The sequence below is a fragment of the Candidatus Paceibacterota bacterium genome (genome assembly GCA_026195275.1).
Lineage (GTDB): Bacteria > Patescibacteriota > Minisyncoccia > Phycocordibacterales > JABMNX01 > JABMNX01.
The window spans coordinates 41,335-66,939 of sequence record JAPHQU010000001.1 but is presented as its reverse complement, the minus strand read 5'-3'; the positions used below and the strand labels follow the sequence as shown (position 1 = coordinate 66,939).

The window sequence follows — 25,605 nt, the reverse complement described above, 5'->3', positions numbered from 1 at the left end:
ATATGAAGGAGATAAGAAAACAGAGAGGTTTTACACTCATCGAGATCATGGTCGCGGTCGCGCTCTTTGCGGTGGTAATGACCATTAGTATTGGTGCGCTTCTTTCTTTGGTTGAAGCAAACCGGAAAGCACAGGCGCTTAACTCGATTAAGGACAACCTGAATTTTGCACTTGAAAACATGTCGCGAAATATGCGCGCCGGTACAACGTACCACTGCAGCACCAACACATTGGTGCCGTCCGACCTTGATTCACCGGAGGATTGCGCGAGCGGTGGTGTATTGGTCGCGTTTGAGAAGTTTGATGGTGATCCGGCCGATCCGGGGGACCAGGTCGTTTATCGCTTCGTTGCGAACCGTATTGAAAAGTCGGTAGATGGTGGTTCGACATTTATTCCAATCACTGCCAGTGAGGTGGTTATTGAGGATATGAAATTTTACGTTGTCGGCACCACACAGGGTGACACAAAGCAGCCACGCATTGTGATGACTATTCAGGGTTCTGCAGGAGTGAGTGCTCGGACGGTTACCAATTTCAATTTGCAGTCAACAATATCGCAACGCGTTCTTGATTTGTAGTAAACACTGCCTACCAATACGTTATGAGAAGGAAAACACTACAAAAGAATACTGAAGGAAAGCAACGAGGATTTACCTTAATCGAGACCCTGGTGGCAATATCAATCTTGCTTCTTTCAATTAGTGCGCCGCTTACTATCGCGTCTCGCGGGCTCGCAACGGCGCAATTTGCCCGAGACCAGGTTATTGCCTTTTATCTCGCACAGGATGCAGTTGAGTATATTCGCAATCTGCGCGATGAAAATTCGCTCTCGGGACTCTCCTGGCTCAATGGTCTTGCCAGCACGGATGGCGCGGCGTTTACGATTGATACAATCGACGGTGATATGGAGCTTTGTCCGGTCGATGGGTGTCCGCCGCTTGAGTACAACGCCGAGACAGGTTTCTATGGCTATGGCGATAGCGGTGCCCAGGAGAGTTATTTCGTTCGATCGGTTTCAGTCGAGGTCATCGATACCCAAGAAGCGGTGATAACAATCACTCTCTCGTGGAGTGCAGGAGTGTTCAGCCGAACCTTTAGTATTACTGAGAATATATTTGATTGGCAGTAAATAGTCACCAGTGATGATAAAAAAAATATTACAAAGGAATACAGGATCATGTCGCGATACCACCCGAGACCAGGATGGATTTACGTTGTTGCTTGCCGTATTGATCGCTGGTATTTTGCTTGCTATCGGACTCGCAATCTTTAATATCACCATCAAGGGGCTTCTCCTCTCATCCTCGGGGCGAGACTCACAGTTCGCGTTTTACGCAGCAGACACTGGTGCTGAGTGTGCGCTCTACTGGGATCAGAAACAGGACAGTTTTGCAACCTCATCAACGGCGTCTATAAGCTGCAACAGGGCATCAATAGTCGATGTTGGGGGTCTGGGTTATGACGTGCCGAGTATATTTCAGTTTGAGGTGGATGGCTTCTGTACAATCGTCTCTGTAACGAAAAAGGAGACGCACCCACGCACAAAAATAGAGTCGAAAGGATACAACACGTCATGTGGGAATACCGAGAACCCACGCCGAATTGAGCGCGCGATACGCGTGACCTATTAGCGAGTCCTCAAAGGGGCACCGTTTCTGTGTTTTTCAATATTGTTTAGACAAAAGCCTGCTTACAGACAGGAGTATTTCGTGTCAGAGCGTTTCTGCTCGTTGGATCTGCTCATTTTGAGACACGCCGTTCAATTGGAGTATAATAAGAGACATGTCAGTTCCCAAGGAAGTAACACAGCGGGTAGAGAAACTCCGCGAACAGATTGACTATTATCGCCATCAGTACCATGTGCGCGACATTGAGGAGATTAGTCCAGCTGCGCTTGATTCTCTGAAAGACGAGCTCGTTAAGCTTGAAGGACAGTATCCCGAGCTTGTTACTTCTTCCTCACCTACACAACGTGTGGCCGGGGAGCCGCTTCCCGGTTTCAAGAAGGTAGCACACACCGTAGAGCAATGGTCGTTTAACGATGCGTTCTCAGAAGATGATATTCGCGCGTTTGATACGCGGGTGCGCTCTTTTCTTAAGAAGGAGACCGGCGAAGATGTTGTCCCCGAGTATGCCTGTGAGCTCAAGATTGACGGGCTGAAGGTGGTGCTCACCTACAAGAAAGGGGATCTGGTGACCGCCGCGACGCGCGGTGACGGGAAGGTGGGAGAAGATGTCACCCACAACGTGCGCACAATCGAGTCGATACCACTTAAGCTCCGCAAAGAGATCGACATGGTTGTTGTTGGTGAAGTGTGGCTCGGCAAGCGTGAGCTCGCACGGATCAATCGTGAGCGAGAGGAGATGGGTGAGCAGCCGTTTGCGAATCCACGCAACGCTGCCGCCGGCTCGATTCGCCAACTTGACCCGAAGGTGGCGCAAGCACGTAAGCTCGATAGTTTTATATATGACATCGGGTCGATTGCAGGCACATCTCCCAAGGACCAGATTGCTGAACTCGCGCTACTCCAAGAACTTGGTTTTAAGACGAATCCGCACGCGAAGTTGTGTAAATCAGTTGAAGATGTGTTTGTGTACTGGGAGAAGTGGCGGAAACAAAGTGAGCGCCAAGACTATTTGATTGACGGCATTGTGATCAAGGTCGCCAAAAAACAGCATCAGGACATTCTTGGATACACCGGCAAAGCACCTCGTTTCGCAATTGCGTACAAGTTCCCCGCAGAACAGGTCACAACTATTGTTGAGGATATTGTACTCCAGATCGGAAGGACCGGCGTCCTTACCCCGGTTGCACATCTAAAGCCGGTCTCAGTTGCAGGCTCGACTGTCTCGCGCGCGACCCTCCACAACGAAGATGAGATCAGGCGACTCGATGTGCGTGTTGGCGATACAATTGTTTTACAAAAGGCGGGTGATGTTATCCCCGAGATTGTCTCGGTTCTCACTGAGTTTCGCACTGGAGAGGAGAAGCCGTATCGTTTCCCCACCCATGTTCCCGAGTGCGGCGGCGATGGGCGCGTAGAGCGCATTGAAGGTCAGGCAGCCCATCGGTGCGTAAACAAGAATTCATTTGAGCAGCAGAAGCGAAAGTTCTACCACTTTGTCTCAAAAAAATCACTCGACATTGATGGTCTTGGTCCGCGCATCATCGACCTGTTGCTTGAAGAGGGGCTCGTGAGCTCCTATGACGACATTTTTACCCTTGAAGAAGGTGACATCACCGCACTACCCGGTTTTAAAGAAAGGTCAGCACAGAATTTGGTTGCTGCCATTCGTCGAGCTCGGCAGACAACACTTCCGCGCTTTTTGATCAGTCTCTCTATCGAGCAGGTCGGTGAGGAGACTGCGTATGATCTCGCGGAGCATTTTGGGTCTCTCGAGCGAGTTTCCGGCGCATCCCTTGAAGCGCTTGAGCAGGTCCCAGGTATCGGTAGTGTGGTGGCACACTCCATCTATACCTGGTTTAGGGAGACAGGACATAAAGAACTTCTCGATAGACTCCTTCGGTATATAACGATCGTTAAAGAGAAGAAGCTCAAGGGCTCGACGCTCTCAGGAAAGACCTTTGTGCTCACCGGAACACTCGCTCAAATGACGCGAGACGAAGCAATGCAACGCATTCGCGCCGAAGGAGGTGAGATATCAAGTTCAGTCTCGAAGAGAACAAGCTATGTGGTTGCCGGCGCAAACCCGGGGTCGAAATATGACACGGCGCGTACGCTTGGTGTGCCAACTCTTTCTGAAGATGAGTTCGTTGCACTCCTCGCCGCATAGCGGTATGCTCTATATTACTTAATGACCACATATGGACGAAGCCCACATTGAAAAACTTGCGACACTCAGCCGCATCTCTCTGACTCCAGAGGAACGGTTAGCGCTTAAAGAAGACATCGGCGCCATCTTGGGGTACGTCGAGCAGATCCAATCGATTCCGGCTGACCTCACACCAGAGGTGGACACGCTTCGCAACATCATGCGAGAAGACGGAGAGCCGCATGCTCCGGGTATTTACACCGAGGAGCTCCTCGCCGAGGCGCCGAAGACACGTGATAACTATATCGAGGTAAAGAAGATTCTTGATCAAAGGTAGTATGGCAGTTATAGATATAGAGAAACTCACCATACCGAAAGTGCGCGCAGCTCTTGATGCTGGTGAATATTCTGCAGTAGCGCTCGCTGAAGCATTTCTGGCGAGGATAAAAGAGCGCGAAGGACTCAATGCGTACCTTGAAGTATTTGATGATGTCATTGAGCAGGCGAATGCCGCTGACGAGTTGATTGCAGAGGGGAAACCGGGTCCGCTCACCGGAATCCCGCTCGGTGTTAAAGACAACATTCTTATCAAAGGAAGAAAAGTGAGCGCAGCATCGAAGATGCTTGAGAACTACACTGCGACATACGATGCAACCGTGATCAAGAAGCTAAAGGAACAAAGAGTAGTCTTCTTGGGGCGGACCAATTTAGATGAGTTTGCTATGGGAGCTTCGACCGAGAACTCCGCCTTTGGGGTGACCAAGAATCCGCATGATGAAACTCGTGTCGCAGGCGGTTCATCGGGCGGCTCCGCTGCAGCGGTCGGCGGTGTGCTTGCGCTTGCAGCGCTTGGCTCGGACACTGGTGGTTCGATCCGTCAGCCGGCAAGTCTCTGTGGAGTCGTCGGACTCAAACCCACCTACGGAGCAGTTTCCCGTCTTGGTCTTATCGCGATGGGTTCTTCCTTCGATCAGATCGGACCAATCACACACACTGTTGATGGTGCAGAGATGATCTTCAACGCGATTCGGGGGAACGATCCAAAAGACAGCACATCCACTCCGGATAGTTTTTATACAGAAGTGTCAAAGAAACCAAAGAAGATTGGTGTGCCACGTGCGCTTCTCGAGGAGGGTGTTGACCCTGATGTGCTTGAGAATTTTGAAGGAACGCTTGCCAAACTCGAAGCTGACGGGTATGAGATTGTTGATATTGAGCTACCGAACGCTAAATATGCGCTCGCCGCGTACTACATCATCATCCCTGCAGAAGTTTCCACAAACCTCTCGCGTTTCGACGGGGTGCGCTATGGACTTCACTTTGATGGTACCGGGGTTGATGACGAATATGCGAAGAGTCGCAGTGCTGGGTTCGGCCCTGAGGTGCGCCGCCGAATACTTCTCGGTACCCACGTACTCTCCGCCGGGTACTACGACGCGTATTACAACAAAGCACAGGCGCTTCGTGGACTCATTCGCAAAGATTATGAGGCTGCACTTGAGAAGGTTGATGTGATTGCAACACCAACGAGCCCGATCCCCGCATTTAAGATTGGTGAGAAGAGTGACCCGCTTTCAATGTACCTTCTCGACATCTTTACGGTGACCGCAAACCTTACCGGCATGCCGGCAATCTCGGTACCGTCGGGTACAGTTGATCGAGAGGGGAGTTCGCTTCCTGTTGGGATTCAGTTCCTTGCACCCGCATTTCACGAGAAGTATCTTTTTGACGCAGGGCGATCCGTTGAAGCGTAACGCGCCCACGCGGTATAATAAAACGAATGGAATTATTCTACCTCAATCTTGAGTATCTCTTCCTTCTGATCTATCGGTTTATCACCGGGCAAGGTAGCGCGGCTGACGGGCTTGCTATTCCTCGTGAATTGATCCTCTTCTGGGATGGAGTGAAGATAGTATCAACTCTTGTCTCGCTTCTGCTTCTCACGGGTATTATATATTCATACATCAGACTCAAACAGATACGCAGGGCTGAGTTTTCACAGTATGGTCCCAAGGAAAGGGACGTGGTCGAGGAGACTGCTAGCAGAGTGGCGCCCGATGAGAGATGGCAAGGTGTCTTGCAGCACATACATTCGGAGAATCCGAACGACTGGCGACACGCAATCATTGAAGCAGACACGATCCTTGATGATATTGTGCTGCGTGCAGGCTACCCTGGGGATACGCTTGGCGAGCGGATGAAGGGCATCGAGAGGAGCGACTTCCGCACTATTGACCAAGCATGGGAGGCGCACAAGGTGCGCAACCGGATTGCGCATGAAGGATCAGCATACCCGCTTAATAAGCGCGAAGCGCTCCGCATCATCGATCTCTACCGCCAGGTCTTCAAGGAGTTCTTCTTCATCCAAGAGTAACACAAGAAGATGCGCAAGCGGTGGTGTTGTCCTCCTCGTTACGTGCGACGTCTCTGTAAAACACTTAGACCCCAACGCGGATGCGTTGGGGTCTAAGTGTTTTATGCGCGAGTGATGGGACTTGAACCCACGGCCTTCCGCGTGACAGGCGGACGCTCTAACCAGCTGAGCTACACCCGCATGAGACAAAGTCTACCAAAAAAAGTAGGCTCTGTCTTGGTGCCGAGGGGCAGAATTGAACTGCCGACCTTAGGTTTATGAGTCCTACGCTCTAACCAACTGAGCTACCCCGGCAAGGAAAAGAGCTCTTTCGAGCTCGTATCAATAAAATACCATTAAACCAGGGATTGTTCAACGTTTCATTGCGTCATGTTTGATACTGTGGTATCTTTTCTTCAAGCGCTCGTAGAGCGTTTTTATGAGCTCCTCAACTCGAAGCATGAAGATATATCGCGGGGTAGAGGAGAGGTACCTCGCAGAAAGATCAAATGACTCATAACCTCTGGAGGTTATGGACTGATCAAGGAGAAATACTCTCTAAAAATAGTTATATCGCGGGGTAGAGGAGAGGTACCTCGGGAGGCTCATAACCTCCAGACCCTGGTTCGATTCCAGGCCCCGCAACAAGAAAAATAAATACCCCGCATGTGCGGGGTATTTATTTTTCTTGGTTTATGACATTATTACGATATATTTTTACAATAAAAAATTACATGCTATGATAGCAGCTGCTATCAAAGTATTGAAATAAGCCGCCCTAGCTCAGTTGGTAGAGCGCACCCATGGTAAGGGTGAGGTCGCCGGTTCAATCCCGGCGGGTGGCTCCAGGAAGCGTCGGTGCGTGATTCTCCGTGCGCTCCGATGCCACCTTAGCTCAGTTGGTAGAGCATCTCACTCGTAACGAGAAGGTCCGCGGTTCGAACCCGCGAGGTGGCTCCGAAACGAAGCGTATACAAGGACCGCCCTTGTACAAAATACAAGGGCGGTCCTTGTGTATTTAAGTCTGTTATACTTGATATATCTATATTATGACCGAGAAAGCAGACCTACAAAAGAAGATCGACGAGCTTGAAGCGGAGATGTTGAAGTCCGACTTCTGGGCCGATAAAGACCGTGCACAAGCCATTATCAAAGAGCTTCAAGAACTCAAAGCAGAAGCTGAGGGAGGCAGCGTGTACGACCGTGGGAACGCGATCATCACGATCTTCTCCGGTGCGGGCGGCGATGATGCTGAAGATTTCTCAGCAATGCTTCTTCGGATGTATTTCAAGTACTGTGAGGGTCGTGGATGGGAGACGAGTATCCTACATCAAAACGAGAATGACCACGGCGGTTATCGCAACATCACCTTCGAGGTAGTCGGTAAGAATGTCTACGGCGCACTCAAGAACGAGTCCGGCGTGCACCGGCTCGTACGTATCTCACCTTTTAGTTCTAAGAAGCAGCGGCACACATCATTTTCAATGGTTGAGGTGGTGCCCGAGATCCCCAAGACGGCCGGTGTTGAACTCGATGAATCAGAGCTCGACATTTCCTTTGCGCGCTCAAGTGGCCCCGGCGGGCAAAACGTGAATAAGCGCGACACGGCGGTGCGAATCGTACACACCCCGACTAATATCGCAGTCCATGTCGAGTCCGAGCGCTCACAAGCGCAGAACAAAGAGAAGGCGCTCGAGATCCTTAAAGGTAAACTCGCGCGTAAAGCTGAAGAAGACCGCGACCGCGAAGCGCGCGGACTTGCTGTCTCAAAGACCACTGAGATTGAGTGGGGGAGCCAGATTCGATCCTACGTACTCCATCCCTACCAGATGGTCAAAGACCACCGCACGAACACTGAGGTGCGCGACGTTGATGCAGTTCTTGATGGGGATGTGCAAGAATTCATTGACGCAGAGAGGGAACTGTAGACGTATGTGCTCGCCGTTTCCTAGACTCTCGCCTCCACCTTTAGTAGAATAGCGTAATAAGGTTTGAACGTTCCTAATCACCTAAAACTTCCGACGTGAAGTCGGGATCCCGACCCGGAGCGTCGGGCTAACACTTAATCCCTAGACATGATTTACTTCGATAACGTTTCAAAAATCTACAACGGTGGCGAGTCGGCACTCGAAGAGGTAACACTCTCTATCGAGCCGTCCGAGTTCGTTTCTATTGTTGGGCACTCCGGCGCCGGCAAGACCACACTCCTTAAGATGCTTCTCGCGGAAGACCACCCAACCGAAGGCTCAATCTTCTTCGAATCAACCAACATCAACAACCTTGCTCGAGGTGACCTCAACAAGCTTCGTCAGCGGATGGGGATGGTCTTTCAGGATTTTCGTCTCATCCCGAATAAGACCGCGTATGAGAATATCGCATTTGCCATGGAGGCTGCAGGGAGAAGTGAAGAAGAAATCGCGACTGATGTGCCGTATGTACTCGACCTTGTTGATTTGGGTGATAAGATCTGGAATTTCCCGCGTGAACTCTCCGGCGGTGAGCAGCAACGTGTTGCGATCGCGCGCGCAATCGTGAACCAGCCGGACGTTGTCATTGCTGACGAGCCGACCGGCAACCTCGACCCGGTCAGCACGTTTGATATCGTACAGATCCTTAAGAAAATCAACGACCTCGGCACCACGGTTATCCTTACAACCCACAACAAGGGCGTGATCGACTCTCTCGGTCGCCGTGTGGTCACCATGGATAGCGGGCGAGTGGTGAGGGACGACAAAAGCGGCCGCTATTCATTATAAGCACGTTCAAAAAACACCAATTCCTGCGTTGCCAATGCCGCGCTATACTCATCGTATGCCCGATACGTCTCGTACAGCAGCGGCTCGGCGCCTTGGAATGGGTGATTTTTGAGACATGCTCTGAGTCTGCGGGGTGAAGAGGTATCAACACTTCACCAGGCAGGACTATCGAGGTATACTAGAGACATCATGTGGTGGACGAACGCAAAGCGAATCATCAAATACGGTTCAGTCGGATTCATCCGAAATAGCTTCGTCTCCCTCTCCGCTATTGTTGTTATGGCGATCACACTCTTTGTGATTGGTTCACTTATCTTTATTGGCGCACTGCTTAACACTACGCTCGAGCAGGTCAGAGATAAGGTCGACATCAATGTCTACTTTGTCACGACCGCGCCCGAGGGGAACATCCTTTCATTAAAGAAACAGATCGAGGCGCTTCCCGAAGTGAAATCAGCTGAATACACCTCACGAGAGCAGGCGCTCGAGGACTTCCGTTTGCGCCACGAAGGTGACCAGCTCACCCTCCAGGCACTCGACGAGCTCGGTGAGAACCCGCTCGGTGCATCGCTCTCCATTCGCGCAAGAGAGACCTCGCAGTATGAGGGGATCGCGAATTTTCTTCAGCACGATGTCGCCGTATCAGCCGGTGAAGAGCCGATTGTCGAGAAGATCAACTATTTCCAGAATAAAGTTGCAATCGATCGCCTCACCAGTGTTATCGACACGTCCGAGCGCTTCGGTATTGCAATCATTCTCTTCCTTTTGCTCGCCTCGGTCATGATTACCTTTAATACGATTCGACTCGCAATCTACACCGCACGTGATGAGATTTCAGTGATGAAGCTCGTCGGTGCCGGCAACTGGTATGTGCGCGGCCCATTCATGTTCGAGGGTGTACTCTATGGCGTTGCGGCAGCGTTCCTCACGCTTATTCTTTTCTACCCACTCACGCTTTGGCTCGGGCCGATCACCGAAGGTTTCTTTAATGACATCAATATATTCCAGTACTACCTCGACAACTTCGGGCAGATCTTCCTCATTATTGTTGGCACCGGCGTTGTTCTTGGTGCAGTATCAAGTTTCTTGGCAGTCCGTAGATACCTGAAGGTCTGATCATGCCAAAAAAGAAGGATCACAAGTATATTTTCGTTGTCGGGGGAGTCATGTCTGGTGTCGGGAAAGGTATCGCCACATCCTCGATAGGAAAAATCCTCCAATCGAGGGGTTTTAATGTGAACCTCGTCAAAGTCGACCCGTACCTCAATGTGGACGCCGGCACCATGAACCCGACCGAGCATGGCGAAGCGTTTGTGCTTGAGAGCGGCCTTGAGACCGACCAGGATATGGGCAACTACGAGCGTTTCTTAGGCAAGAGCCTCGGCGAAGAGAACTACATCACCAGCGGCATGGTCTACAAGCACGTGATCGAGAAGGAGCGTAACTTAGGCTATGGCGGCAAGTGTGTTGAGGCGATCCCACACATTCGCGATGAGATCGTCCGCCGCATTCAGGCGGCAGCTGATGTAAATGGATCCGAGATCTCGGTCATTGAGATTGGCGGCACCATCGGCGATTTTCAAAACTCACTTTTCTTCGAGGCGGGGCGCGTCATGCGGATGATGCACCCGGACAATGTTATTTTTGTAATGGTTTCTTACCTCCCGATCCCCGGCAAGCTCGGTGAGATGAAGACGCGCCCGACCCAGAACGCCATTCGCCAACTCTATTCGTACGGCGTGCAACCCGATGTGGTGATTGCGCGCTCGGAGGTTCCGCTTGATAAACGGCGCAAAGAAAAGATTGCGGTCTCGTGCAGTATGCGCACCGAGGATGTTATCTCAGCCCCCGACATTGAGAGTGTGTATGATGTGCCGATCAACTTCGAGCGCGACAATCTCGGGCACATCCTCGTCGAGAAACTCGGGCTTCGTGAGCGCGTAAAGAAGACCAACCTCACCAGCTGGAAAAATTTTGTAAAGAAGGTGAAGGGGACCTCGCACCCGGTTAAGATCGCAATCGTCGGCAAGTATTTTGGCACGGGCGATTTTACGCTCTCGGACTCGTACATCTCGGTTATCGAAGCGATCAAGTATTCCGCCTACAAGCTCGGCGCAACACCAGACATTCACTGGCTCAACTCGCGTGACTTTGAGAAGAACAAGCGCAAGCTTACGGAACTCAAAAAGTATGACGGTGTTATTGTGCCGGGTGGCTTCGGCGAGTCTGGAATAGAAGGCAAGCTTAATGTGATTGAGTATGTGCGCGAAAACAAGATCCCGTACTTTGGACTCTGCTACGGCATGCAGCTCTTGGTGATCGAGTACGCGCGCAATGTGCTTGGTATAAAAAACGCTCAGACCGCCGAGATTGATCCGAAAGGAGAGAGTCTGGTTATCGATATCATGCCCGACCAGAAGAAAAAGCTCGCCAAGGCAGACTACGGCGGCACTATGCGCCTCGGCACCTACCCGGCATATCTCAAGAAGGGCACTATCGCGCGTCGCGCGTATGGCACAGAGATTGCCCACGAGCGACACCGTCACCGCTACGAGGTGAACCCGGAGTATGCCGAAGAGCTCGCCTCGCGCGACCTTGTCTTCTCGGGTGTCTCACCGGACAAGCGGCTTATGGAGATTGCCGAGCTTCCTTCGAGTCTCCACCCGTTCTTCCTCGGGACGCAGTTTCACCCGGAGTTTCTGGCGCGTCCACTTGATCCGCACCCGCTCTTCACCGCGTTTATTAAGACGGCAATGGGTGATAAGAAAAAGGGAGCAAAACGCACGAAGCGCAAATAAGTGATATAGTAGAAACCATTAAAGAAGAACGTAAATAGAAATATGCATCAAGGAAATTGGACATGTAGTGGATGTGGAGGAGCGATCACCGAGCTTCCATTCGAGCCGCGGAACACCGCAGGTTTGAAATGCAAGTCATGCTTCGCCAAAGGAGCTGGTGGAAATGGTGGAAATGACACACCTCGTGCCGAGCGCACCATGCACAAGGGCGACTGGAAATGCGCCGGCTGCGGAGGAGCGATCACCGAGCTTCCATTCCAGCCACGTGACACCGGCAACCTCAAGTGCCTCGACTGTTTCAAGAAGGAGCGTAGCTAGGCGAATCAGGGGGCTCAACAAAAAGAAAAAATGTGCTACTATAGCTATGCGCTTGGTAGCGCTTTTTCTTTAGGATTCTTTAGAAAAATTGCCTGGTCGTCTAACGGTATAGAAACTATATAAGTTTCGATCGCTCGGTCATAAATAACTTCATACACCCGCTTCGTGCTCAAAGCTGCCGGATCGTCTAATGGTAGGACGACTGGTTCTGGTCCAGTTAATCTTGGTTCGAGTCCAAGTCCGGCAGCTTTGAGCGGGAAATATTCACTTGTTTATGACGCTCACTCGCTCACTTATAGGACGTTGGTTTCTGGCACCAAAAATCGGGGTTCGATTCCCTGCCGGGCAGCCCGTTAGAGCTAGCTCAAGTCGCGTAGCGACCTCGTGCGCTCAGAGAGCGTTGTAGGCAACTTGCTATATAAATATGATGGTTGCGATATAATGAAATCATGGCAAAAGCACAAAAGAAAACAACTAAAAAAGCAGCAAAGAAGGCACCAGCAAAGAGAAGAACAACAAAAAGAAAGACAACTGCTAAGAAGACCGTAAAGAAAACAACTAAAAAAGCAGTTAGGAAACCTTTACAGCCACAAATACCTAAAAAAATTGCTTTGACATGGCAAGGAGCTTTGAGACTAGTAAATGATAGAGTAGTTAAATTGAATACTCCAAGGGGCCACGGCACCGGATTCCATATAGGAAATTTTGGCACCAATGATAATTTATGTGCAATTGCTACAGCCTATCACGTTGTTGACGGGGTCCATGAATGGGGCGAACCCATAAAGGTTGTACATGAGGCTACTGGAGAAGAAATTTTACTTAAAGAAAAAGATCGAGCGGTATTTACTTATCCCAAAAAAGATCTAGCCGTTATGCTTTTTGTGAAGCCGAAAAAATTTAACCTTCCAAAAACTCAAATTGAATTAATACCTTCAGGTAGCTATCTTGTGCCTGGTGTTGATGTTGCCTGGTGTGGTTACCCTGGGTTAATGAGTGGTCAATTATGTTTCTTTCACGGGTTTATTAGTTGCCATATTTCAGGGGACTACCTAATAGATGGTGTCGCGATTAATGGTGTTAGTGGTGGACCAGTTTTTTATATAGATGCTAACTCAAATAGACCAAAAATAGCAGGTGTAATCACTGCTTACATACCGAATCGGAGAAGCTCAGGGGACTCGTTACCGGGAGTTAGTATGATTACATCTATTGCTCCGTGTGAGGACACCATAAAAAGTCTACGCAGCCTTGGCGAAGCAAAGAAAGAAGCGGCTGAACAAAAGAAAGACGAGGATAAAACAAAAGACACTAAGGGAGAATAATAGATTTTATAAACGTCTTTTAAAATTTATTTTGGAATAGAGGTGCTCGAGATCCGTCGAATTGGTAAAATAAAATAGTTAGAAATAACCTTACGGGACTTGACCGACCACGGTTCTGGCTCGACTCGGCCAGCTAGCAAAAATTCTTAGTGCTGTAGCACTTTAGAATTTTCTAGTACCGAGGCGTGTAGCCAAGGTGCATGATATATGTATTTCCTCTATATTCTTGAATGTAACGACAGCACGCTCTATACCGGCATTACCACTGACCTCAAGCGCAGGCTCGCGCAACACAAGGACGGCACCGGTTCCAACTACACGCGCGCAAAAGGAGCAGGGAGCATTGTCTACACCGAAGAGTGCGCCGACAGATCGTCCGCGCTCAAGCGCGAAGCGGAGATCAAGAAGCTGACGCGCACCAAGAAACTTGCTCTGATACAGGGAAACTAACCGATTTCATCTCAGTTTGCCGACAGGCAGGCAAAATAAACGCCTCACACGTGTGTGGCGTTTATTTTTCCCAATAGGTGACAATGTTTTAGCAGGTTATCTGATATTATTTAGAGTATGAAGATGAAAGATGCGCCCAAGTACGCGCGACCACGTGAGAAGCTTGCACGCTATGGGGTTGGTAAATTAACCAATCACGAACTGCTCGCTATTGTGCTTGGTTCGGGCACGCAAGGCACAAATGTTGTGCAGCTTGCAAAGAAGATTGTGAATAAGGTGGAGGAAGTTGGTCTTGAGAGTCTCACTATTAAAGACCTCACTTCAATCAAAGGTCTTGGTATGGTCAAAGCAGGACAAGTGCTCGCTGCTCTTGAGTATGGTCGCAGGCAGCATGCGGCCAAAGATGAAGTTGTTATGACTCCCGAAAAGGTCTTTGAGCTCTGCGCAGACTTTCGCAACTCTCGTAAAGAGCATTTTGTGGCGTTCTATTGCAACTCACGCGGCGCGCTCATTGCACGTGAAATCATCTCAATCGGGACACTTGACGCCAGCCTAGTTCACCCGCGCGAGGTCTTTGAACCCGCCCTCCGTCACTCAGCCGCCTCAATTATTGTCGCTCACAACCACCCGTCGGGGGACAGTGAGTGTTCGCATGAGGATGTTGAGATTACAAAACAACTTCAGCACGCGAGTAAGCTGCTTGGCATAGACCTTATTGACCACGTCATCGTCTCAAGAGGTGGTTGGACGAGTGTCCTATGATTGGTGTATAAATCTAAGTATGCAAGACACACAGTATCAGACAGCAGAAGATGTCATAACAGCAGCAGAAGCAGTCCTAGGGAAGACTCTTCGAGATATTGTGTCGAAAGAGGAAGCAGATGATATTGAGAAACAGCTCGGGAAATACGGAACCCGCCGAAAGGGTTTTTTTGGTGACCTTGTTGAGCAATATGTGTTTGACCTAGAGAATAATGGTAGAGCGGAGGCGGACTTCAAAGTTGCAAATGTTGAGCTTAAAGCAACCCCGCTAAAGAAGCACAACAAGAAGCGGTTTGTTTCGAAGGAGCGTCTCGTCTTCTCTATGATTAATTACGACACAGTGATTAGCGAAAAGTGGGAGACCAGCTCTTTTCTCAAGAAGAACCGCTTCCTCCTGCTCATCTTTTATCTTTGGCTGAAAGAAGCAAGTCTTTTGGATTATAAATTCAAGTTCGTACATTTTCTCGATCTACTCGAAGGGCTTTCTCAAGAGGATGTTGTGCAAATCAAGAAGGACTGGGAGTGCATTGTCGACAAGATTCGGGACGGTAAGGCGCACGAGCTATCTGAAGGCGATACATTCTATCTTGGTGCGTGTACAAAAGCGGCGCACAGCCGTGTGGTTCGCGACCAGCCAAAATCGCGCATTCCAGCAAAGCCACGCGCGTTTTCTTTGAAGCAGGCGTACCTGAATTATCTTATACAGACGAAGCTGCTCGGGGTCTCTCCAGACGAGGTTTCTATATATAAAGGAGCACCAAAGACGAAAACTATCGACCAGGTTGTCGAAGATAGATTTAGGAAATTCATCGGAAAGACTGATACCGAGATTCTCAAGATGCTTAAATGGAAGCCAAAAGTGAAACCAAAGAATTACAAACGACTCATAGCTAACCATATCCTTACGGGCACAGGGTCAAACAAGGTAGAGGAGCTTGAGAAAGCAGATGTGACGCTGAAGGTGTTGGCGCTAGAACCGGACGGCTCCCTAAAAGAGTCTGTTTCTTTCCCGGCATTTAATTTCAAAGACCTCGTTACACAAGTGTGGTATGACGAAGAAGCAGAGCAAATGAGTGATTTTCATGCACAACTTGAAGAGAAAAAGTTCCTCTTTGTTGTTTTCCAGAAACAAGAAGAATCTGATGAGATTATCTTGCAAAAGACAATGTTCTGGAATTTCCCTGCGGAAGACATGGGTAAGGCGCGGGAGACTTGGGAGAAGACTATTGAGTTGCTGAATGAAGGGAAAATAATAAAGAAAGTCCCCCAAAAAGCCGACGGGAGAATATATAATCATTTTCCAGGTAGCACCTTCAATGGTGTAGCGCACGTGCGCCCTCACACCACAAACAGGGGTATAACAAATGAGCTACCGGTCCCTGACCAGCTCACTGGCTGGAAAACCTTTACAAAACAAGGATTCTGGCTCAATGCCAAATATATTCAGCATGCAATAGAAAACGACAAAGATCAAGATTGATCTTTTTTCTCTGCTTGGTAGAATAGGGGCATGAAGAAAAAGCCTGGAATGTCCGACAATAAATTGCGCGTGGCAGAACTCTTTGCGGGAGTTGGTGGATTTCGTGTCGGCTTTGAGAAGGCGTCACGGAATCGCTTTGAGACAGTTTGGTTCAATCAGTGGGAGCCCGGCAAGAAACAACAGCACGCTCATGATGTGTATTCAAAGAATTGGGGCGTGGAGAACCTTTTGCATACCAACACCAACATCGAAGAGGTTGTGAAGTATCATATAGATTCGGTTCCTGATCACGACATTCTTGTTGGTGGTTTCCCATGCCAAGACTATTCTGTAGCAAAGCCACTTCGACAGTCGGCCGGCATTATTGGGAAGAAAGGGGTCTTGTGGTGGTCGATTGTGTCGCTTGTGCAGCAGTTACAGGAGAAGCGCGGTCGCAAAGCCCCAAAGATACTACTCCTCGAGAATGTCGACCGTTTGCTGAAGTCACCGGGGACACAGCGGGGTCGCGACTTTGCTGTTATGCTTCGCTCCCTTGAGACTCTTGGGTATGACGTTGAGTGGCGTGTTATCAATGCGGCTGACCATGGTTTCCCGCAGCGCCGAAGAAGGATATTCATCCTTGCCTACAAGAACAATAGTGGTATAGCAAAACAAATGCGTTCAAAGGGGCATCTTAGGTGGTTGCATGAGGGCGTCTTTGGTAAAGCATTCCCAATCAAGCGTGTTCAAGAACATGAGCTCAACGAGATACTCCTACACGAAGACGAGAAACAGATATCAGATCATTTTGGGCGCGGTTTGAAGGTGTCACCTTTTCATAATGCGGGTGTGATGATAAACGGTGATGTATATACTGCAAAGGTCACACCCAAACCAGCAAAGACGACCGTGGTTCTTGGGGATGTGCTGCTTGCCGACAAGGAGGTTGGTGAGGAATATTTCATAGACGACAAAGAGGTCATAAAGAAATGGAAGAAGCAGAAAGGCGCAAAGAAGATAGAGCGTGTTAATAAACACACCGGTGAATCGTATGTTTTCTCGGAAGGTGGCATGTCATTTCCCGACTCATTGGACAAACCGTCTCGGACAGTTGTTACGGGCGAGGGCGGTAGTGGACCTTCACGTTTCAAGCATGTGGTACAATCTCCTCAAAGTGGGAAGATGAGGAGGCTCACTCCGGTCGAGTTAGAGCGGCTGAGCATGTTCCCAGATAATCACACCGCAGAGGGAGTGAATGGCCCTGTGTCTGACAACACACGAGCATTCTTCATCGGTAATGCTTTGGTGACGGGTATTATCGCCAAGATAGGGAAGAACCTCATCAAGTATGTCGACGAGTACGAAGCATAGCCGACTGGAAGGTTTATGTATTTTGGGAGTGTGGGGTGGAACAGATCCAGAGAAACATGAAGAAGGGGATTTAAGAGGTAATAAAACTACAGATTTTCTAGAAAGGATACCAATAATACAGGTGGTTAATCCATGAAATTAAGTATATTATGTAGAAATGGAAAGAAGCGAACTAGTTAAGTCATTAAGATTTGGTGAAGGGGTAGCCGAAAGCGAGAGCAGCGACCTCTCAAAATATTTTGTGGAAACAGATCAGTGGAATCGAGTTATTGCAGGAGAGATTGATATTGTCTACGGCCATAAAGGTTCAGGAAAGAGCGCTCTTTACACTCTGTTGCTTGAAAAGAACGACAAGATAGAAGAGGCCTCTATTATATCCGCTGAAAATCCACGAGGAGACACGGCATTTCAAAATATTGAGATAAAACCACCTACAAGTGAGGTAGATTTCCAGTCACTCTGGAAACTTTACTTCGTTTCTTTGGTTGGTCTTTTCTTACAAGAAGCAAAAGTTAAGAATAACCCTGCGAATGAACTTACAGCAGTGTTGAGGAGGGCCGGCTTTTTAGAGCAAGATAAGAAGACTTTGATTTCGAGAATTCTAGACTTTATCAATAAACGAAAACTTCAATCGCTAGAAGGAATGTTAACATTTGACCCTAATACGGGAATGGTCTCATGTGTTGGCAAAGCATCTCTTGAAGGTGATCCTACGGACGATTCAAAGGTTAATATATCTATCGACCAACTCATCACTTACGCCAATCAGGCATTAAGGATGGAAAATCTTATAGTCTGGATTGCAATTGACAGATTAGATGTCGCGTTTAAGGAGAACCATAATCTTGAAGAAAATGCGCTTCGAGCATTGTTTCATTGTTACCTAAGTTTACTCAGTGCAGAAAGCATAAAACTTAAAATCTTTCTTCGCACCGATATATGGAAAAGGATTACTGAACAAGGCTTCAGAGAAGCAAGCCATATTACACGACACGTGACCATTGACTGGAGTGAAGCAAAGTTATTGAATTTGATAATGCGTCGAATACTCATCAATCCTCAGATTAGTGAATATTTTGGGGTTAATCCAAATGATGTATTGTCTGATTATACAAAGCAACAAGAGTTATTTTATAGAATCTTCCCCAAACAAGTGGACCTGGGACCCAAAAAACCTGAAACTTTCAAGTGGATGGTAACGAGATGCACCGATGGGACAGATACTGTAGCCCCCAGGGAGCTTATTCAGTTGCTTAATCAAATCAGAGAGGAAGAAACAAGGAGTTTCGAAATGGGGCAAGCTAGTGAGGATAAAGAACCATTATTTAGTAGGACTTCAGTGAAAGAAGCATTGCCTCAAGTCTCTCGAACCAGACTTCATCAGACTCTATATGCTGAATTTCCAAAATCAAAACCTTACATAGAAAAACTTGAAGGCGAGAAAGCGGAGCATACCCTAGCTACTTTAAAGAAGATATGGAGCGTAGATGATGATGAAACAGAAAAGATTGCAATAAAACTAACAAACGTGGGTTTTTTTGAGAAAAGAGGAAATAAAGATACACCTACATTTTGGATCCCATTCTTGTATAGACCAGCACTCAACATCACTCAAGGAAGAGCAGAGTAGAGTCGCACACCTGAAATATTTATTATCCTAAACTTGGGAGTTTTATATAGTAGAATTACGGGTGGGAACATTGCTTTTCTGCTGAATTTAATGCATAATCTTCTCATTGCTCGGGATGGCCGGGCTTCTTTTTTTGAATACAGACACAATGAACGAAATACGAAACATTGCCATAATTGCCCATGTTGACCACGGGAAAACAACTCTTACTGACGGGTTGATGGAATTTACCGGTGCCCGAGAAGAGGGTGCGTCAATGGACTCAAACGCACTCGAGCAGGAGCGTGGTATCACCATTTACGCCAAAAACACGTCTGTTGAGTACAAAGGTACGAAGATCAACATCATCGACACGCCAGGACACGCCGACTTTGGCTCGGAGGTAGAGCGCGTCTTGCGCTCGATCGACTCGGTGCTCTTGGTGGTCGATGCACAAGAAGGCCCGATGCCACAGACGCGTTTTGTCTTGAAGAAGTCACTTGAGCTTGGCCTCAAGCCGATTGTGATCATCAACAAGATCGACAAACCGGCAGCCGACCCGGCGCACTGCGAGGAGCAGGTGCTTGAGCTCTTTATGGAGCTCGGGGCGAGCGACGAGCAGTGCGACTTCGAGGTGGTCTACGCCATTGGGCGCGATGGCGTCGCGAAGCGGAAGATGGAAGACGAGGCTAAAGACCTTGCGCCGGTCCTCGATACGATACTTGAGACGGTCCCTGCGGCAAAACCATACAACGAAGGCGATGCGCTTCGCGCGCAGGTCTTTAACCTTGGGTACGACGATTACACTGGCCGACTTGCCGTTGCGCGAATTTATGAAGGAAAGATCACTGACGGTGCGCAGCTTTTCATAAAGGACGCTAAGGGAAACACGCGCAAAGGAAAGGTCACCAAGCTCTCTACTTTTAAAGGACTTGAGCGGATTGAATCGAAAGAAGCGCTTGCCGGGGATATTGTGCTCATCGCTGGTTTTGCGGATATTAACATCGGCGAGACCCTCACTGATAGCGAAGGTGCTGAGCCGCTCCCGATGATTGCGGTTGATGAGCCGACAATCGGGCTGCAGTTCCTCCCGAACTCATCGCCGTTTGTGGGTCGCGAAGGCAAGCAGGTCACCAGCCGCGAGATCAAGGCACGCCTGGAAAAAGAGCTCGAGATCAACGTGGGGCTCCAGGTGGATTTCTCCGAGGGAAGTATTTTCAATGTATACGGCCGCGGCGAGATGCACATTGCCATCTTGCTTGAGAATATGCGCCGCGAAGGATTCGAGGTCATGGTCTCACAGCCGCAGGCAATCATTCGTGAGATTGACGGCGTAAAGCACGAGCCGTTCGAGGAGGTCACGATCGATATTCCGCAGGAGTTTCAGGGGGCGGTCATTGAGCGACTCTCAAACCGCGCGTTCGTGATGCAGAACATGATCACACACGAGAATCAGGTGCGTCTCATCTTCGAAGGACCGACACGCGGGCTCCTTGGCTATCGCGGACAGTTCACTATTGATACCAAGGGCGAGGGTATCCTCTGCTCGCAGGTGCTCGGGTTCCGGCCATACGCCGGTGAGATCAAGAAGCGTTTCGTCGGCTCGATGACCTCAATGGTCACCGGCAAAGCGGTTGCCTTCGCGCTCTGGAATTTGCAGGAGCGCGGCGTACTCTACATCGGGCACGCAACGGAGGTATATGAAGGTATGGTGATCGGGAACACTTCAAAGGGCGACGAGATGGTGGTCAACCCAACCAAGGGCAAGCAGCTCACCAACATTCGCGCGTCCGGGTCTGAAGAGGCGATCACCCTCATCCCGCACCAGGCGCTCTCGATCGAGAGCGGGCTTGAGATTATGACCGAGGACGAGTACCTCGAGGTGACGCCACTCTCGGTGCGCTTACGCAAGAAGTACCTCAAGGAAGGCGAGCGCGTAAAGCACAGTAAACGCGGGTAAAATAAACGCCAGGCCGTGCCTGGCGTTTATTTTGCCTCTGCTGAGCCACTTTACAGCGATTTTTTATACACAGCGTATCCACAGGTTTGTGCACAAATCGAGTTTGCACATATTTCTTTGGAAGAGTACTATCTTACATACCTTAGCGCCTACGGTTGATCTCCTCGGAGTGATACCGCGCAGTATGTAACAGGACTGAATAGACGCTTTGGGCAAACAACAAACACCGCGCAAGCGGTGTTTGTTGTTTTTAATAGAGTTTAGAAAATGGAGTGTAGTATGCATGATACACTGTGAGCATGACTGAAGAAGAGAAGAAGCTGGAAGACGAAGCGCTTGAATATATCAAAACCCACAAGAAAGAACTCATCGAGAGGTTCTGTCCGACCGAAGTGTGTCATTCTGTGAGTAAACCAGTTTCATTGTTCATGGCCGGGTCCCCTGGCGCAGGGAAGACAGAAGTGTCAAAAGGGCTGATGAAGAGGTTTATTAAGGACGCCCCGGTGCGTATCGACGCAGATGAAATACGCGCATTTTGCCCCGGGTATACAGGAGACAACGCTCACGTATTTCAGAGAGCGGCAAACAAAGGTGTCAACTTTCTGTATGATCATGCGCTGAGCAATGATATCAACTGCATCATGGACGGGACCTTTGCGTATGGTGGTGTGGAGGATAACATCAGGCGTTCATTAAAAAGAGGACGCCGGGTGGAGGTGTGGTTTGTATATCAAGATCCGCGTCATGCATGGGAGTTCACTAAGGCGAGAGAACTGGAGGAGGCGCGACACGTATCCAAAGACGTGTTTGTGAGAGCGTTCTTTGATTCTCGGGAAAATGTAAAATCGGTGAAAAGGAAGCTTGGAGATGCTATTAAGATTAATGTGCTCATCAAGGACTACGAAACAGGTACCGAGAAGCTTAAACTGAACGGGTCTGTAGCGGATATTGACCGTTTGGCTGATGGGAGGTATTCTGTAGATGATTTAAACACGTTACTTATATGACGAAATTCATTAGGTTTTTCTCTTCCTTCGGACAGTCAGAGGCGAGAGAGAACGATTTTTCAGAGTTTTTCTCAAGATCTGCTGGTGATAAGAAAAAGGTCATTACTCAGGTGTTAAGAGAAGCAAATGAGGAACAGCGCAAAGTGGTGCACGCATACCGCAAACGCACGACAGTGAATTCGTAATACGTACAAAAACCGCCTGCACGAGCAGGCGGTTTTTGTATGTGTGATAAAATGTGTTCATGAAGCAAGCGCAAGCACTTGATATCTTGAAGGCGGGACGCAATGCCTACCTCACTGGGCCGGCCGGCTCAGGTAAGACGCATGTGCTCCGCGAGTACATCTCCTTTTTGAAAGACCGCGGAGTTGCAGTCGGGCTCACTGCCTCGACAGGCATTGCCGCAACGCACTTTGGTGGGGTGACCATTCATTCATGGTCCGGTATTGGCATCAAAGATTTCCTTTCCGACATGGACATCGACGCGCTCGTGCAGAAGGAGTACCTCTTTAAGCGTTATGACAAGACGAAGGTGCTCATCATCGATGAGGTGTCGATGCTCACACCCGCGATCTTCGACTCGCTTGATCGGCTGGCACGTGCAATGAAGCAAGTCGATCAACCGTTTGGCGGTATGCAGCTTGTTCTCTCGGGAGACTTCTTTCAGTTGCCACCAGTGGTGCGCGGGAGTCGGATGATCGAGTTTGCATACGCGTCTGATGCTTGGGGTGCGGCAGACATTCGTGTGTGCTACCTCGACGAGCAGTTCAGACAGAGTGACGACGCGCTTTTGAATATCTTAAACGAGATGCGGAGTGGTGACGTATCAAACGAGTCATGTTCACTTCTTGAGGGGTGTATGGGGGAGGAAGGTGAGCCTGAAGGTAAGGTGCGGCCGACACGGCTCTACACCCACAACCTGGACGTGGATGCGCTCAATGCCGCTGAGCTCAAGAAACTGCCGGGTGAAGAGCGCGAGTACGATATGGAATCAAAGGGCAAAGCGAGTGTTGTCGCGTCCCTCAAGAAGGGACTTCTCGCACCTGAGACACTCTCACTCAAGGAAGATGCGGTGGTGATGTTTGTGAAGAACAACTTTGAGGCGGGCTACGTGAACGGTACACTCGGCGTGATCACCGGTTTTGAAGACGGCTTCCCAGTCGTGCGTACGTTTTATGGAGACGAGATCACCGTGCTCCCGGCTGAGTGGCGTGTCGAAGAGGGGGAGAAGACCGTCGCGCAGGTGACTCAGCTTCCGCTTCGGCTTGCCTGGGCGATCACGATTCATAAGAGTCAGGGGATGAGTCTGGACGCTGCTGAGATTGACCTTTCAAAATGTTTCGTATCCGGCCAAGGGTACGTTGCACTCTCACGTTTGCGTACCCTTAAGGGGCTTACTCTACGCGGGCTGAATGACCAGGCGCTTGAAGTCAACCGTGAGGTGCTTGAGTATGATTCTCACCTGCGCCGCGAGTCAGCGAAATGGGAGCGGGTCATCTCGCGTTTTTCAGCAGGTGAGGTTGCAGAGATGCACAAAGAGTTTGTTGAGCGTATGGGCGGCACGGTAGATGAAAAGGAAATCCTAAAGAACGCCGCACGGAATGCAGACATGAAACGGGAGGGTGTACGAGAAAAGGTCCCCACGCACGAACAGACGCGGCTACTTATCGAAGAGGGTCTCTCTCTTAAGGATATCGCAAAGGCGCGCGGCATGACGCTCAGCACGATCGTCTCACATCTTGAAAAACTCCAGAAGCTCGGTGCGGACATCGACCTTGCGCGCTTCAAACCGAAGGCAAAAGACCTCAAGAAGATAAAAGCGGCCTTTGAGAAAGCAAAGGACACCAAGCTCGCTCCAGTCCACCGCGCGCTTAAAGGGGAGTACACCTACGAGGAGCTTCGCATTGCGCGGTTGTTTGTATAAGCGTGAGCTTGTCGACTTCAGATCAAAGGAGTACTATGGGCGTACGAATATGAGAGATAGATACACGAAAAATTTTAGCAATGTGAAGAAGTGGATCGAAAGCCATGGTGGTTTCCCGGTTGTGATCTCAGGGGTTACGGACGAGGATACTGACCGACCGCTTGTGATGGACATTGCATTTGACCCAAATAATACTGAGGTCGAGCGGATTGAGTGGGAAGAATTCTTTGATTGGTTTGAACGCGAGAACCTCGCGCTTCGCTACAACAACGACGCAGAAGGTTACTCAGCATTTGAGCTCGTTGACCGCGATCGGGTACGAAGTGAACTTGAGCCGGAGCTTGAAGCAATCGACTCAGGCGACCCGGATGTCCTCAGACAGAATACTATTCACGACGCAGAATAAAAAACGCCAGGCATTGCCTGGCGTTTCTTCTCTAACGATTAGTTGTTGAGCTCTTTCTTGAGGAGTCCGGTGAGGAGCGCAATGTGTTCCTCTTTATCTCTAATAAGGTCTTCCCAGACTTGTTTGCACTCAGCAGCTTCCTTAGCATCGTTGCAATAGTACTCTTTCATCTGGTAGATACTCTTTGACTCAGTGACGATCTGCGCCATAAGGTTGTAGGCGTTGTTATTGTGCATCGTGGTATTTTTAGGTCGGTAATATGTCCATTATATGGTCGGGTGGAGTTGTGGGCAACGCTGATATTCATTTCTTGATGTCTTGGTATAATCACTGTATATGAAACAATATCTGACACACCCTATACAGATGCTTATCCTCAGCGCTGCCGGCGCGCTTTTCTCTGGGTACCTCAGCGCGGTGAAATTATTCACAAAAACGTGTGCGTTTGGAGAAACATGTCCCTATTTTCTCGGGTATCCCGCGTGCTGGTATGGCTTCGCGCTCTTTGTGACTCTCTTTGTGGTGACGCTACTCGGCCTTACCGGAGTGATCTCAATGTACCGGATGAGCATCCTCCATGTAGTAGTTGCGGGAATTGGAGTTGTTTTCTCAGGTTCTTTTGCGATCCCTGAGATCGTTGGACTCTTTACCGATCCGACCTTCTACACCCTCGGACTCTCGACGTGCATCTACGGGTCCCTCTTCTTTATTCTCTGTTTTGTGATCGCGCTTCGACGTCTCACCCGTTAGTTATGCGAAAGTTGCTTCAGATCACCGCCGCGGCTGTTTTCATTACGCTTATTTTTTTCGTTGTTGATCTGATTGTCGGGTGGAGTGAGGAGTCGCGAGTCACCACTTTTGAGGAGTGTGTCGAGGCGGGGAATCCGGTCATGGAGAGCTACCCCCGACAGTGCCGCACCAGAAGCGGCGAGCACTTCATTGAGTATATAGGCAATGAACTTGAAAAGGTTGACCTGATCCGTATTAGTGCGCCCCGACCGAACGGACGTATCGTGAGTCCACTTGAGATTGCTGGAGAAGCGCGCGGGTATTGGTTCTTTGAAGCATCATTCCCCGTAGTGCTCACCGACTGGGATGGGCGTATCATTGCTGAGCACTACGCTGAGGCAAATGGTGAGTGGATGACCGAGGGGTTTGTGCCGTTTGAATCGACTCTTGAGTTCGAGCGTCCATACGACGTTGGTGACCCTGAGTTCATGAAGCGCGGGACGCTTATCCTCAAGCGACACAACGCGTCGGGCCTTCAGCAGTACGACGACGCGCTTGAAATCCCCGTTGTGTTTGAGTAGTTTCCAGGCACCTTTGGTATACT

26 protein-coding genes and 6 tRNA genes are annotated in these 25,605 nt (G+C 49.4%); 29 read left to right on the top strand and 3 right to left on the bottom strand.

The window, feature by feature from the left end:
* Positions 1-2: 2 nt before the first annotated feature.
* From OQJ98_00425 to OQJ98_00395, 7 genes are all read left to right on the top strand, one after another.
* Positions 3-578, top strand: a complete 576-nt coding sequence (locus OQJ98_00425) for a type II secretion system GspH family protein (protein ID MCW9054436.1) — start codon at positions 3-5, stop codon at positions 576-578.
* A 23-nt stretch (positions 579-601) separates the two neighbouring features.
* Positions 602-1,129 (top strand): prepilin-type N-terminal cleavage/methylation domain-containing protein, encoded by a 528-nt coding sequence (locus OQJ98_00420; protein ID MCW9054435.1) that lies wholly within the window; start codon positions 602-604, stop codon positions 1,127-1,129.
* A 13-nt stretch (positions 1,130-1,142) separates the two neighbouring features.
* Positions 1,143-1,631, top strand: a complete 489-nt coding sequence (locus OQJ98_00415) for a pilus assembly PilX N-terminal domain-containing protein (protein MCW9054434.1) — start codon at positions 1,143-1,145, stop codon at positions 1,629-1,631.
* 151 nt (positions 1,632-1,782) lie between these two features.
* Entirely contained in the window at positions 1,783-3,795 is a 2,013-nt protein-coding gene (ligA, locus tag OQJ98_00410; protein MCW9054433.1) for an NAD-dependent DNA ligase LigA, read from the top strand.
* Positions 3,796-3,826: 31 nt separating this feature from the next.
* Positions 3,827-4,111, top strand: a complete 285-nt coding sequence (gene gatC, locus OQJ98_00405) for an Asp-tRNA(Asn)/Glu-tRNA(Gln) amidotransferase subunit GatC (protein ID MCW9054432.1) — start codon at positions 3,827-3,829, stop codon at positions 4,109-4,111.
* A gap of 1 nt (position 4,112) precedes the next feature.
* On the top strand, positions 4,113-5,528 hold the full coding sequence (gene gatA / locus OQJ98_00400) for an Asp-tRNA(Asn)/Glu-tRNA(Gln) amidotransferase subunit GatA (GenBank protein MCW9054431.1): 1,416 nt from the start codon (positions 4,113-4,115) through the stop codon (positions 5,526-5,528).
* Positions 5,529-5,554: 26 nt separating this feature from the next.
* The gene (locus OQJ98_00395; protein ID MCW9054430.1) at positions 5,555-6,148 is read left to right on the top strand and encodes a hypothetical protein; all 594 of its coding nucleotides are present in this window, start codon (positions 5,555-5,557) and stop codon (positions 6,146-6,148) included.
* A gap of 106 nt (positions 6,149-6,254) precedes the next feature.
* On the opposite strand, the gene OQJ98_00390 is transcribed toward OQJ98_00395, so the two are convergent.
* Both OQJ98_00390 and OQJ98_00385 read right to left on the bottom strand, forming a co-directional pair.
* Positions 6,255-6,328 (bottom strand) — tRNA-Asp (locus OQJ98_00390).
* A gap of 37 nt (positions 6,329-6,365) precedes the next feature.
* Positions 6,366-6,442, bottom strand: a tRNA-Met gene (locus tag OQJ98_00385).
* A 259-nt stretch (positions 6,443-6,701) separates the two neighbouring features.
* On the opposite strand from OQJ98_00385, the gene OQJ98_00380 reads away from it, so the two are divergent.
* From OQJ98_00380 to OQJ98_00285, 20 genes are all read left to right on the top strand, one after another.
* Positions 6,702-6,772: transfer RNA gene (locus OQJ98_00380), tRNA-Met, on the top strand.
* A 127-nt stretch (positions 6,773-6,899) separates the two neighbouring features.
* Positions 6,900-6,975: transfer RNA gene (locus OQJ98_00375), tRNA-Thr, on the top strand.
* Positions 6,976-7,011: 36 nt separating this feature from the next.
* Positions 7,012-7,084: transfer RNA gene (locus tag OQJ98_00370), tRNA-Thr, on the top strand.
* A 92-nt stretch (positions 7,085-7,176) separates the two neighbouring features.
* Complete coding sequence (locus OQJ98_00365; GenBank protein ID MCW9054429.1) at positions 7,177-8,055, top strand: PCRF domain-containing protein; 879 nt, start codon at positions 7,177-7,179, stop codon at positions 8,053-8,055.
* 147 nt (positions 8,056-8,202) lie between these two features.
* Entirely contained in the window at positions 8,203-8,883 is a 681-nt protein-coding gene (ftsE, locus tag OQJ98_00360; GenBank protein MCW9054428.1) for a cell division ATP-binding protein FtsE, read from the top strand.
* Positions 8,884-9,072: 189 nt separating this feature from the next.
* Positions 9,073-9,999 carry an ABC transporter permease gene (locus OQJ98_00355; GenBank protein ID MCW9054427.1) on the top strand — a complete coding sequence of 309 codons (927 nt, stop codon included), beginning with the start codon at positions 9,073-9,075 and terminating at the stop codon, positions 9,997-9,999.
* 2 nt (positions 10,000-10,001) lie between these two features.
* A complete protein-coding gene (locus OQJ98_00350) occupies positions 10,002-11,681 on the top strand; it encodes a CTP synthase (GenBank protein MCW9054426.1) in 1,680 nt (559 codons plus the stop codon).
* 42 nt (positions 11,682-11,723) lie between these two features.
* Complete coding sequence (locus tag OQJ98_00345; GenBank protein ID MCW9054425.1) at positions 11,724-11,999, top strand: hypothetical protein; 276 nt, start codon at positions 11,724-11,726, stop codon at positions 11,997-11,999.
* 176 nt (positions 12,000-12,175) lie between these two features.
* Positions 12,176-12,246, top strand: a tRNA-Gln gene (locus tag OQJ98_00340).
* A 202-nt stretch (positions 12,247-12,448) separates the two neighbouring features.
* A complete protein-coding gene (locus OQJ98_00335; protein ID MCW9054424.1) occupies positions 12,449-13,324 on the top strand; it encodes a serine protease in 876 nt (291 codons plus the stop codon).
* Positions 13,325-13,531: 207 nt separating this feature from the next.
* Positions 13,532-13,774, top strand: coding sequence for a GIY-YIG nuclease family protein (locus tag OQJ98_00330; protein ID MCW9054423.1), 243 nt, complete (start codon positions 13,532-13,534; stop codon positions 13,772-13,774).
* A 117-nt stretch (positions 13,775-13,891) separates the two neighbouring features.
* Complete coding sequence (gene radC / locus OQJ98_00325; protein ID MCW9054422.1) at positions 13,892-14,536, top strand: DNA repair protein RadC; 645 nt, start codon at positions 13,892-13,894, stop codon at positions 14,534-14,536.
* Between the two features lie 19 nt (positions 14,537-14,555).
* Complete coding sequence (locus OQJ98_00320) at positions 14,556-16,016, top strand: Sau3AI family type II restriction endonuclease (protein ID MCW9054421.1); 1,461 nt, start codon at positions 14,556-14,558, stop codon at positions 16,014-16,016.
* Positions 16,017-16,046: 30 nt separating this feature from the next.
* Complete coding sequence (gene dcm / locus OQJ98_00315) at positions 16,047-17,366, top strand: DNA (cytosine-5-)-methyltransferase (GenBank protein MCW9054420.1); 1,320 nt, start codon at positions 16,047-16,049, stop codon at positions 17,364-17,366.
* A 157-nt stretch (positions 17,367-17,523) separates the two neighbouring features.
* Positions 17,524-18,996 carry a hypothetical protein gene (locus tag OQJ98_00310; protein MCW9054419.1) on the top strand — a complete coding sequence of 491 codons (1,473 nt, stop codon included), beginning with the start codon at positions 17,524-17,526 and terminating at the stop codon, positions 18,994-18,996.
* A 148-nt stretch (positions 18,997-19,144) separates the two neighbouring features.
* A complete protein-coding gene (gene typA, locus OQJ98_00305) occupies positions 19,145-20,935 on the top strand; it encodes a translational GTPase TypA (GenBank protein MCW9054418.1) in 1,791 nt (596 codons plus the stop codon).
* 299 nt (positions 20,936-21,234) lie between these two features.
* A complete protein-coding gene (locus OQJ98_00300; GenBank protein ID MCW9054417.1) occupies positions 21,235-21,942 on the top strand; it encodes a zeta toxin family protein in 708 nt (235 codons plus the stop codon).
* Positions 21,939-22,127, top strand: a complete 189-nt coding sequence (locus tag OQJ98_00295; protein MCW9054416.1) for a hypothetical protein — start codon at positions 21,939-21,941, stop codon at positions 22,125-22,127. The genes OQJ98_00300 and OQJ98_00295 overlap by 4 nt, the downstream gene beginning before the upstream one ends.
* Positions 22,128-22,186: 59 nt before the next feature.
* Positions 22,187-23,866, top strand: a complete 1,680-nt coding sequence (locus OQJ98_00290; GenBank protein MCW9054415.1) for an AAA family ATPase — start codon at positions 22,187-22,189, stop codon at positions 23,864-23,866.
* A 49-nt stretch (positions 23,867-23,915) separates the two neighbouring features.
* The gene (locus OQJ98_00285) at positions 23,916-24,272 is read left to right on the top strand and encodes a hypothetical protein (GenBank protein MCW9054414.1); all 357 of its coding nucleotides are present in this window, start codon (positions 23,916-23,918) and stop codon (positions 24,270-24,272) included.
* 38 nt (positions 24,273-24,310) lie between these two features.
* On the opposite strand, the gene OQJ98_00280 is transcribed toward OQJ98_00285, so the two are convergent.
* Complete coding sequence (locus OQJ98_00280; GenBank protein ID MCW9054413.1) at positions 24,311-24,508, bottom strand: hypothetical protein; 198 nt, start codon at positions 24,506-24,508, stop codon at positions 24,311-24,313.
* Between the two features lie 100 nt (positions 24,509-24,608).
* Between OQJ98_00280 and OQJ98_00275 the strand changes: the two genes are divergently transcribed.
* Positions 24,609-25,022: a hypothetical protein gene (locus OQJ98_00275; GenBank protein ID MCW9054412.1), complete on the top strand. Its 414-nt coding sequence runs from the start codon at positions 24,609-24,611 to the stop codon at positions 25,020-25,022.
* A 2-nt stretch (positions 25,023-25,024) separates the two neighbouring features.
* Positions 25,025-25,582, top strand: coding sequence for a Gmad2 immunoglobulin-like domain-containing protein (locus OQJ98_00270; GenBank protein MCW9054411.1), 558 nt, complete (start codon positions 25,025-25,027; stop codon positions 25,580-25,582).
* The last annotated feature ends 23 nt before the right edge of the window (positions 25,583-25,605 follow it).

Excerpts from the sequence above, each read along its gene's own strand:
- OQJ98_00310 (MCW9054419.1), top strand. The coding sequence starts at position 17,524 with ATGGAAAGAAGCGAACTAGTTAAGTCATTAAGATTTGGTGAAGGGGTA.
- OQJ98_00420 (MCW9054435.1), top strand. The coding sequence starts at position 602 with ATGAGAAGGAAAACACTACAAAAGAATACTGAAGGAAAGCAACGAGGA.
- OQJ98_00355 (MCW9054427.1), top strand. The coding sequence starts at position 9,073 with ATGTGGTGGACGAACGCAAAGCGAATCATCAAATACGGTTCAGTCGGA.
- OQJ98_00415 (MCW9054434.1), top strand. The coding sequence starts at position 1,143 with ATGATAAAAAAAATATTACAAAGGAATACAGGATCATGTCGCGATACC.
- OQJ98_00270 (MCW9054411.1), top strand. The coding sequence starts at position 25,025 with ATGCGAAAGTTGCTTCAGATCACCGCCGCGGCTGTTTTCATTACGCTT.
- OQJ98_00425 (MCW9054436.1), top strand. The coding sequence starts at position 3 with ATGAAGGAGATAAGAAAACAGAGAGGTTTTACACTCATCGAGATCATG.
- OQJ98_00280 (MCW9054413.1), bottom strand. The coding sequence starts at position 24,508 with ATGCACAATAACAACGCCTACAACCTTATGGCGCAGATCGTCACTGAG.
- gatA (MCW9054431.1), top strand. The coding sequence starts at position 4,113 with ATGGCAGTTATAGATATAGAGAAACTCACCATACCGAAAGTGCGCGCA.
- OQJ98_00300 (MCW9054417.1), top strand. The coding sequence starts at position 21,235 with ATGACTGAAGAAGAGAAGAAGCTGGAAGACGAAGCGCTTGAATATATC.
- ligA (MCW9054433.1), top strand. The coding sequence starts at position 1,783 with ATGTCAGTTCCCAAGGAAGTAACACAGCGGGTAGAGAAACTCCGCGAA.
- OQJ98_00275 (MCW9054412.1), top strand. The coding sequence starts at position 24,609 with ATGAAACAATATCTGACACACCCTATACAGATGCTTATCCTCAGCGCT.
- OQJ98_00395 (MCW9054430.1), top strand. The coding sequence starts at position 5,555 with ATGGAATTATTCTACCTCAATCTTGAGTATCTCTTCCTTCTGATCTAT.
- OQJ98_00320 (MCW9054421.1), top strand. The coding sequence starts at position 14,556 with ATGCAAGACACACAGTATCAGACAGCAGAAGATGTCATAACAGCAGCA.
- OQJ98_00365 (MCW9054429.1), top strand. The coding sequence starts at position 7,177 with ATGACCGAGAAAGCAGACCTACAAAAGAAGATCGACGAGCTTGAAGCG.
- dcm (MCW9054420.1), top strand. The coding sequence starts at position 16,047 with ATGAAGAAAAAGCCTGGAATGTCCGACAATAAATTGCGCGTGGCAGAA.
- OQJ98_00335 (MCW9054424.1), top strand. The coding sequence starts at position 12,449 with ATGGCAAAAGCACAAAAGAAAACAACTAAAAAAGCAGCAAAGAAGGCA.
- gatC (MCW9054432.1), top strand. The coding sequence starts at position 3,827 with ATGGACGAAGCCCACATTGAAAAACTTGCGACACTCAGCCGCATCTCT.
- OQJ98_00290 (MCW9054415.1), top strand. The coding sequence starts at position 22,187 with ATGAAGCAAGCGCAAGCACTTGATATCTTGAAGGCGGGACGCAATGCC.
- ftsE (MCW9054428.1), top strand. The coding sequence starts at position 8,203 with ATGATTTACTTCGATAACGTTTCAAAAATCTACAACGGTGGCGAGTCG.
- OQJ98_00330 (MCW9054423.1), top strand. The coding sequence starts at position 13,532 with ATGTATTTCCTCTATATTCTTGAATGTAACGACAGCACGCTCTATACC.
- radC (MCW9054422.1), top strand. The coding sequence starts at position 13,892 with ATGAAGATGAAAGATGCGCCCAAGTACGCGCGACCACGTGAGAAGCTT.
- typA (MCW9054418.1), top strand. The coding sequence starts at position 19,145 with ATGAACGAAATACGAAACATTGCCATAATTGCCCATGTTGACCACGGG.
- OQJ98_00350 (MCW9054426.1), top strand. The coding sequence starts at position 10,002 with ATGCCAAAAAAGAAGGATCACAAGTATATTTTCGTTGTCGGGGGAGTC.
- OQJ98_00285 (MCW9054414.1), top strand. The coding sequence starts at position 23,916 with ATGAGAGATAGATACACGAAAAATTTTAGCAATGTGAAGAAGTGGATC.
- OQJ98_00295 (MCW9054416.1), top strand. The coding sequence starts at position 21,939 with ATGACGAAATTCATTAGGTTTTTCTCTTCCTTCGGACAGTCAGAGGCG.
- OQJ98_00345 (MCW9054425.1), top strand. The coding sequence starts at position 11,724 with ATGCATCAAGGAAATTGGACATGTAGTGGATGTGGAGGAGCGATCACC.